This window comes from Candidatus Aquarickettsia rohweri (assembly GCF_003953955.1).
GTDB classification, from domain to species: Bacteria; Pseudomonadota; Alphaproteobacteria; order Rickettsiales; family Midichloriaceae; genus Aquirickettsia; species Aquirickettsia rohweri.
This window is the reverse complement of record NZ_RXFM01000096.1, coordinates 1-5692: the sequence shown is the minus strand read 5'-3', so window position 1 is coordinate 5692 and position 5692 is coordinate 1. Positions and strand designations below refer to the sequence as shown.

7 protein-coding genes and 1 pseudogene are annotated in these 5692 nt (G+C 28.8%); 5 read left to right on the top strand and 3 right to left on the bottom strand.

Annotation, left to right across the window (positions count from 1 at the left end; all coding sequences use genetic code 11):
- Positions 1-63: 63 nt before the first annotated feature.
- A complete protein-coding gene (locus EIC27_RS05975; RefSeq protein WP_126045171.1) occupies positions 64-714 on the bottom strand; it encodes a 4Fe-4S binding protein in 651 nt (216 codons plus the stop codon).
- 78 nt (positions 715-792) lie between these two features.
- Complete coding sequence (trxA, locus tag EIC27_RS05970) at positions 793-1107, bottom strand: thioredoxin (protein WP_126045170.1); 315 nt, start codon at positions 1105-1107, stop codon at positions 793-795.
- Between the two features lie 141 nt (positions 1108-1248).
- Between trxA and infA the strand changes: the two genes are divergently transcribed.
- The 5 genes and pseudogenes from infA to EIC27_RS07705 all read left to right on the top strand — a co-directional run bounded on the left by infA (position 1249) and on the right by EIC27_RS07705 (position 5335).
- Positions 1249-1464, top strand: a complete 216-nt coding sequence (infA, locus tag EIC27_RS05965; protein ID WP_126045169.1) for a translation initiation factor IF-1 — start codon at positions 1249-1251, stop codon at positions 1462-1464.
- A 7-nt stretch (positions 1465-1471) separates the two neighbouring features.
- A complete protein-coding gene (locus tag EIC27_RS05960) occupies positions 1472-2050 on the top strand; it encodes a Maf family protein (protein ID WP_126045168.1) in 579 nt (192 codons plus the stop codon).
- Between the two features lie 87 nt (positions 2051-2137).
- Positions 2138-2536, top strand: a complete 399-nt coding sequence (locus EIC27_RS05955; RefSeq protein WP_126045167.1) for a hypothetical protein — start codon at positions 2138-2140, stop codon at positions 2534-2536.
- Positions 2537-2561: 25 nt separating this feature from the next.
- A complete protein-coding gene (locus tag EIC27_RS05950; RefSeq protein WP_126045166.1) occupies positions 2562-4004 on the top strand; it encodes a hypothetical protein in 1443 nt (480 codons plus the stop codon).
- A gap of 119 nt (positions 4005-4123) precedes the next feature.
- Positions 4124-5335: pseudogene (locus tag EIC27_RS07705) on the top strand (YifB family Mg chelatase-like AAA ATPase).
- Positions 5336-5416: 81 nt separating this feature from the next.
- Here the strand turns inward: EIC27_RS07705 and EIC27_RS07945 are convergent.
- The coding region (locus tag EIC27_RS07945) for a transposase domain-containing protein (protein WP_153183752.1) at positions 5417-5692 on the bottom strand (276 nt) is incomplete at its 5' end.

The following is a 5692-nucleotide window of genomic DNA, read 5'->3' as shown; positions in this document are numbered from 1 at the left end:
TTCTTTTTTTCTAATAGCATCATTAGCCTCTATTTTTTTAGGCTTTTGTTCTACCACTTATTTTTATTCTTGCCTAGATGCCCTTATTTTAGCGCTTACATTAATACAAACTTTTTCTCTTAAAAATCCTGCAAATAAATATGTTGTGAGTGTAAGTGAAATTAACCAAATTACTGCAGAACTAGATACACTAAAATTAAAAACATCCTTATATAAATCAAATACATCATAAAAATATGATACCCATGAGAGTGCAAAAACAAATGAAATTAAAATCCATGTTAAATATGTGAGAGACTTTTTTATTAATTTCTCTTGATTAAAATAACTTTCATCTAACTTGATTCTGCTATTTCTATCCCCTTGAAAAAATTCTTCTACCTTTAGAAAGATATCTGTAAAAACAGTTTGTGGGCATGTATAACCACACCATAATCTTCCATATAATGATGTAAAAATAAACAACCCCAATGCTGCTAAAATTAAAATAATAGTGATAAAATAAATTTCATCAGACCATATTTGCAAAGCAAAAAAATGTATCCTTCTTGAGGGCAAATCAATCATTATAGCTTGATTTGGCAAACCTTCTCCCCTGCCCCATCTAATCCATGAGGCAAAAAAATATAAACACAATAGCAGTATATTTAATTTATTCTTAACTGCTCTATGTTTTCCAGATGTTGATTGTGGGTATAATTTCTTATTTTGCAAAATTAAACATAAAATTTTTATGCAATGCTAACAAATTATAATTATGTAATCACTTAAAATTTACTTAAGAGTATAAATTTATGCATTAGACTTGATCCACTCCTCTAATGCATCTCGTTGCATAGAACCAACTTTTGTATCAATATGTTTTCCTTTTTTAAACATCATTAAAGTTGGGATACTTCTCACACCAAATCTTGTAGGAGTATCAGGATTTTCATCAATATCCATTGACATGACCTTTACTCTAACTTCGATTTTTTCAGTAACCTCTTTTAATATTGGCATAAATGCCTTACAAGGACCACACCATTCAGCCCAAAAATCCACTATTGCAAGACCATCATATTCTTCTATTTCTTGTTTAAATTCTTTATCAGTAACAGGTAGCATATTAGCTTCTAATATATTTAATCATCTGGGTAATGCTATTAAAAGTAGAAATAAATGTCAATATATAGTTGAATTATTAATAATAAAGTTTATAAAGTAACATAAATATAATTTGCTAACTATTTAATAAACTAATTTACTATGGCTAAAGATGATATTATTGAAATGAAAGGCAAAGTTATTGAGTTACTACCCAATGCTACCTTCAGAGTAGAACTTGAGAGTGGTCATCAAATAATTGCGTATACTTCGGGTAAAATGAGAAAAAATAGAATAAGAGTTTTAGCAGGAGATGAAGTAACCGTAGAAATGACTCCATACGATCTTACTAAAGGCAGAGTTAGTCACAGACATTAATTCTTTCATGTATAATTTCATTCTAGCATCTTCTTCACCTAGAAGAATATCCTTACTAAATAATATAGGGTATAACCCAGATAAAATTATATCTGCTGATATTGATGAAACACCTAACAAAAAAGAATTACCTAAAGAATATGCAAAGAGAATGGCATTTGAAAAAGCGTCAAAAATTCACAAGCAATTTTCAGAAAGTTTAATATTAGGAGCTGATACAGTTGTATCAAGAGGAAGATTGATATTAACAAAGCCAAAAGATAAAGATGATGCACACAGAATTTTTAAATTACTGTCTGGAAGAAGGCATTCGGTATTTACTGGAATATGCATTATAAAAGAAAATAAAATCATAACTAAGGTAGTTGAAACAAAATTAAAATTTAAACTACTTACCAACAAGGAAATTCAAAACCTAATTGATTCTAATGAGTGGCAAGACAAGTCTGGTGGCTATGCCCTTCAAGGCTTTGCCTCGGCTTATATAAGCTGGATAAATGGCCATCCTAGCAATGTTATAGGGTTACCTGTCCATGAAACATACAAAATTTTAAATGGATTAGGCCTTAAACAAAATACCGTATAAGTTATACACTCACACAACCCCGGATTAGTTTTATATATAAATAAATTAGGATATAATTATACCTTATAATTGTTAGTGGGATGGTATATGCCAGATATTAAAAACCTTAATATAAATAAGTTTCTTAATAAGTCATATGATGACAGTAGTGACAATGAATTTGTAAATAATAAAATTAATGAAATTATCAATGAAATTGAAATTCATAATCAAGGTGATAATTTATTTAATAAATCTTTAGCATATAATAAATTACTGGAACTGCTTTCAGCTGAATATGATGACGGAATAAGTGGAACTTTTGTATCTAGTGATTCTTTTATTTTTAATAAACCTCTTAAAGAGAGATTAGATATATTAAAAAATTCTATTATTAATCCAGAAAATTTAGCGTCTATAGAGATGCAATACGATAATCATAGTCATAAAATTAACTACATAAATGACATTAAATCAATAATACCTTTTTTTAACTTAAATATTTAATACCTTACTTCCATTTCAAAATAAATTGCTAAACAATTTTCTTGAATTTTCTTTTAGCAATAAAGATCTCAATAATCAGTTAACAAGCTTATTAAAGAACCAAGCTCTATCTATAGAAGAAAAAACTACAATTGAAGAATTAAGATATATATCTCATAAAACAACTGGAATTAAAGATTTTAAAAAAATTAAAGAAAAATTTGAAAGTGGCATAGATAAAATTCAAAAAAATGAATCTATACCATATGAAAATCAGATTACTGTCAGAGAATATGGAATTTTATCAGATTTTGTTAAGGTAAAAAATAAGCTAAAAAAATATTCAGATTTTAATTGTGTAAAAGAACTTTATGAACAAATTGTAGAAGTAGAAAAAATGTTAGATTTATTTGAAAATATATTCCTTGATGAGCAAAAATATAAAAATGGTGATATAGTAATGTATGATATTAAATTAGAAAATCAATTCAAAAATATAAAAGAATTTACTAAAGAACAAAAAGGCATATGGTATTTTTTAGGCAGCAAATATGCTCATGCTGCACAAATTAACATCTCAAATGGTCAAGCTCCAAAATTATCTCACGTATATGGCCAGTATGAAAGTGACATTATTAAATTTCAGCAAGCAATGTTTTCAGATGTATATAGATTTGATGCAAGCAAATTACTTACTAAGGAAGGAATAGAAAAAGCTAAAGAAGCATTTGGTGAAAATTGGGAAGAAGAAGTAAATAAAATTTATCAAAAATCACAACAAGAAGTATATGAAACAGGACTAAATAGTGGATTTAATAATTTAGAAAATTCATCACAAAAAAGGTTGCAATCTGGGAAAGCTAATCTTCCATTTTATGGGCACAAAACCAAAGAAGAACAAGATTTCAAAGAACTTAGTGAAAAGTTTTATCAAAGAGATGGAGCCGAGGTAGATGATAACATAATGATATGCTCAGAATTTGTAACAAGGTCAACTATCTCAAGCTTAGTTAAAAGCAACGAAGAACTAAGTAAAGAATTAGGAATTGATAATGCATTACAAATTCCATTTTCTAAGTATGAAGATCTAAACAAAGTACATACTCAAAGACTTATTGATATTTTAATGGAGAAGGAATGCATAACACAAGTAAGAAAACCTAAAATAGAAATCATGCTTTTTAAAGAACCAGAAAAAGCTCATTATAAAACTATAATGAATATGACAAAAATCGTTGAAGATCAGCTTAGAGTATTTGAAGATAGTGTAATAGATAATCAGCTACCAGGTCAAAAACACGAAAAATTTCTCTCCACATTTGCATCAACTGTACGAGATAGTGGTGTAAAAGGTGCAATCAGTGATGTTGTTAAGCATGATAAAGTACATGAAATTATAAAAGAACATGATGATACAATTAAACGAGACGACTCTTTCGTTCAAAAATCACAACAATCTAGAAATAATATTCCGCATGGTAGAGTTTAGATAAAATAACATAACATTTAAGATTTAACTTTTTTCTGATGTGCTTATAATTAAACTTGAAGATTTGTAAAATTGATATTATTTTCTTACTTAAAATTGGTTAGGTTTGAAAATATATAATGGTATCAAGGGTTTATACTGTTTCTTTTCTAGGATTAAAATCAGAAGAGGTAGAAGTACAAGTTCACATAGGAGATGGATTAACAGCATTTTTTATAGTTGGGCTTGCTAATAAAGCAGTAGCCGAGTCTAAAGAAAGGATTAGATCAGCTTTTATCAGTATGGGATTGTCACTGCCTGCAAAACGTATAACTGTTAACTTGGCTCCCGCTGATCTAAGTAAAGAAGGAAGTCATTATGATTTACCCATTGCAGTAGCATTACTCGTAGAGATGCAGGTAATACCACAAGAAGAGGTAGAAAATTATGTTATGCTTGGAGAATTGTCTTTAAATAGTGAAATAAATAAAGTTCCAGGTATATTACCAGCTGCCATTTGGACAAACGCTAATAATAAAGGTATTGTCTGTCCTTATAAAAATACCCAAGAGGTTTTCTGGTCTGGAAATGAAGATGTTATTACAGCAAAAAATTTAATTGAAGTCGTAAATCACTTTACTGGAAAACAAGATATACCTAAAATTTGCAAAAAAAATTACAAAGTTGAATTAAAAAAATATCCTGATTTACAAGATATAAAAGGACAACAAATTGCAAAAAGAGCATTAGAAATTGCTGCTGCAGGAAGGCACAATATGTTAATGATTGGACCTCCAGGTTCAGGAAAATCTATGCTCGCAAGAAGATTGCCAGGAATTATTCCACAAATGACAAAGGATTAAATTTTAGAAACAAGTGTAATAGCCAGCTTATCAGGTAATCTTGAAGAAGAAGGTTTAATAACAAACAGACCTTTTCGATCGCCAAATTGCAATGCATCACTTCCATCAATGATTGGAGGTGGAAAGTTTGCAAAACCTGGAGAAATCACTTTAAGCCATTTAGGTGTTTTATTTTTGGACGAATTACCTGAATTTCAAAGAAATGTTTTAGAATCATTAAGGCAACCTATAGAAGATAGATGTGTAACAATTTCAAGAGTAAATAATCACATTTCTTATCCTGCAAATTTTCAACTTGTAGCCGCAATGAATCCATGTAAATGCGGTCATTTTGAAGATCAAAATCTACAATGCAACAGAGCACCTAAATGTGTAGATGAGTATAAAAATAAAATATCTGGCCCATTATTTGATAGATTTGACATTCAAATAGAAGTACCAGCAGTAAATGCTATGGAACTAGAATACTTAGATAAAGGTGATAAGTAAACGCTAAAATATCCCCATCTTGACAAGTATTATCCGCCTTTCTTTGGGTTTCTTAAGTTTTTTGATAATTCTAAAAAAAATTTAATTTGATGATATTTTTTTATCAATATTATATGGAAGTAAATTTACTAACTCTTTTGGATCAGAATAATCATGAATATGATTCAGCAAATATTTTAAATAATCATAAGGATTAATCTTATTTACTTTGCAAGTTTCAATAATACTATAAATATTTGCACTAGCTTTAGCACCCTTAGTTGTTGCACAGAACATCCAATTTTTTCTGCCAACTGCAAATGGTTTTATACTACGCTCCGAATCATTATTATCAATACGCAGTCTTCCATCTAAAAG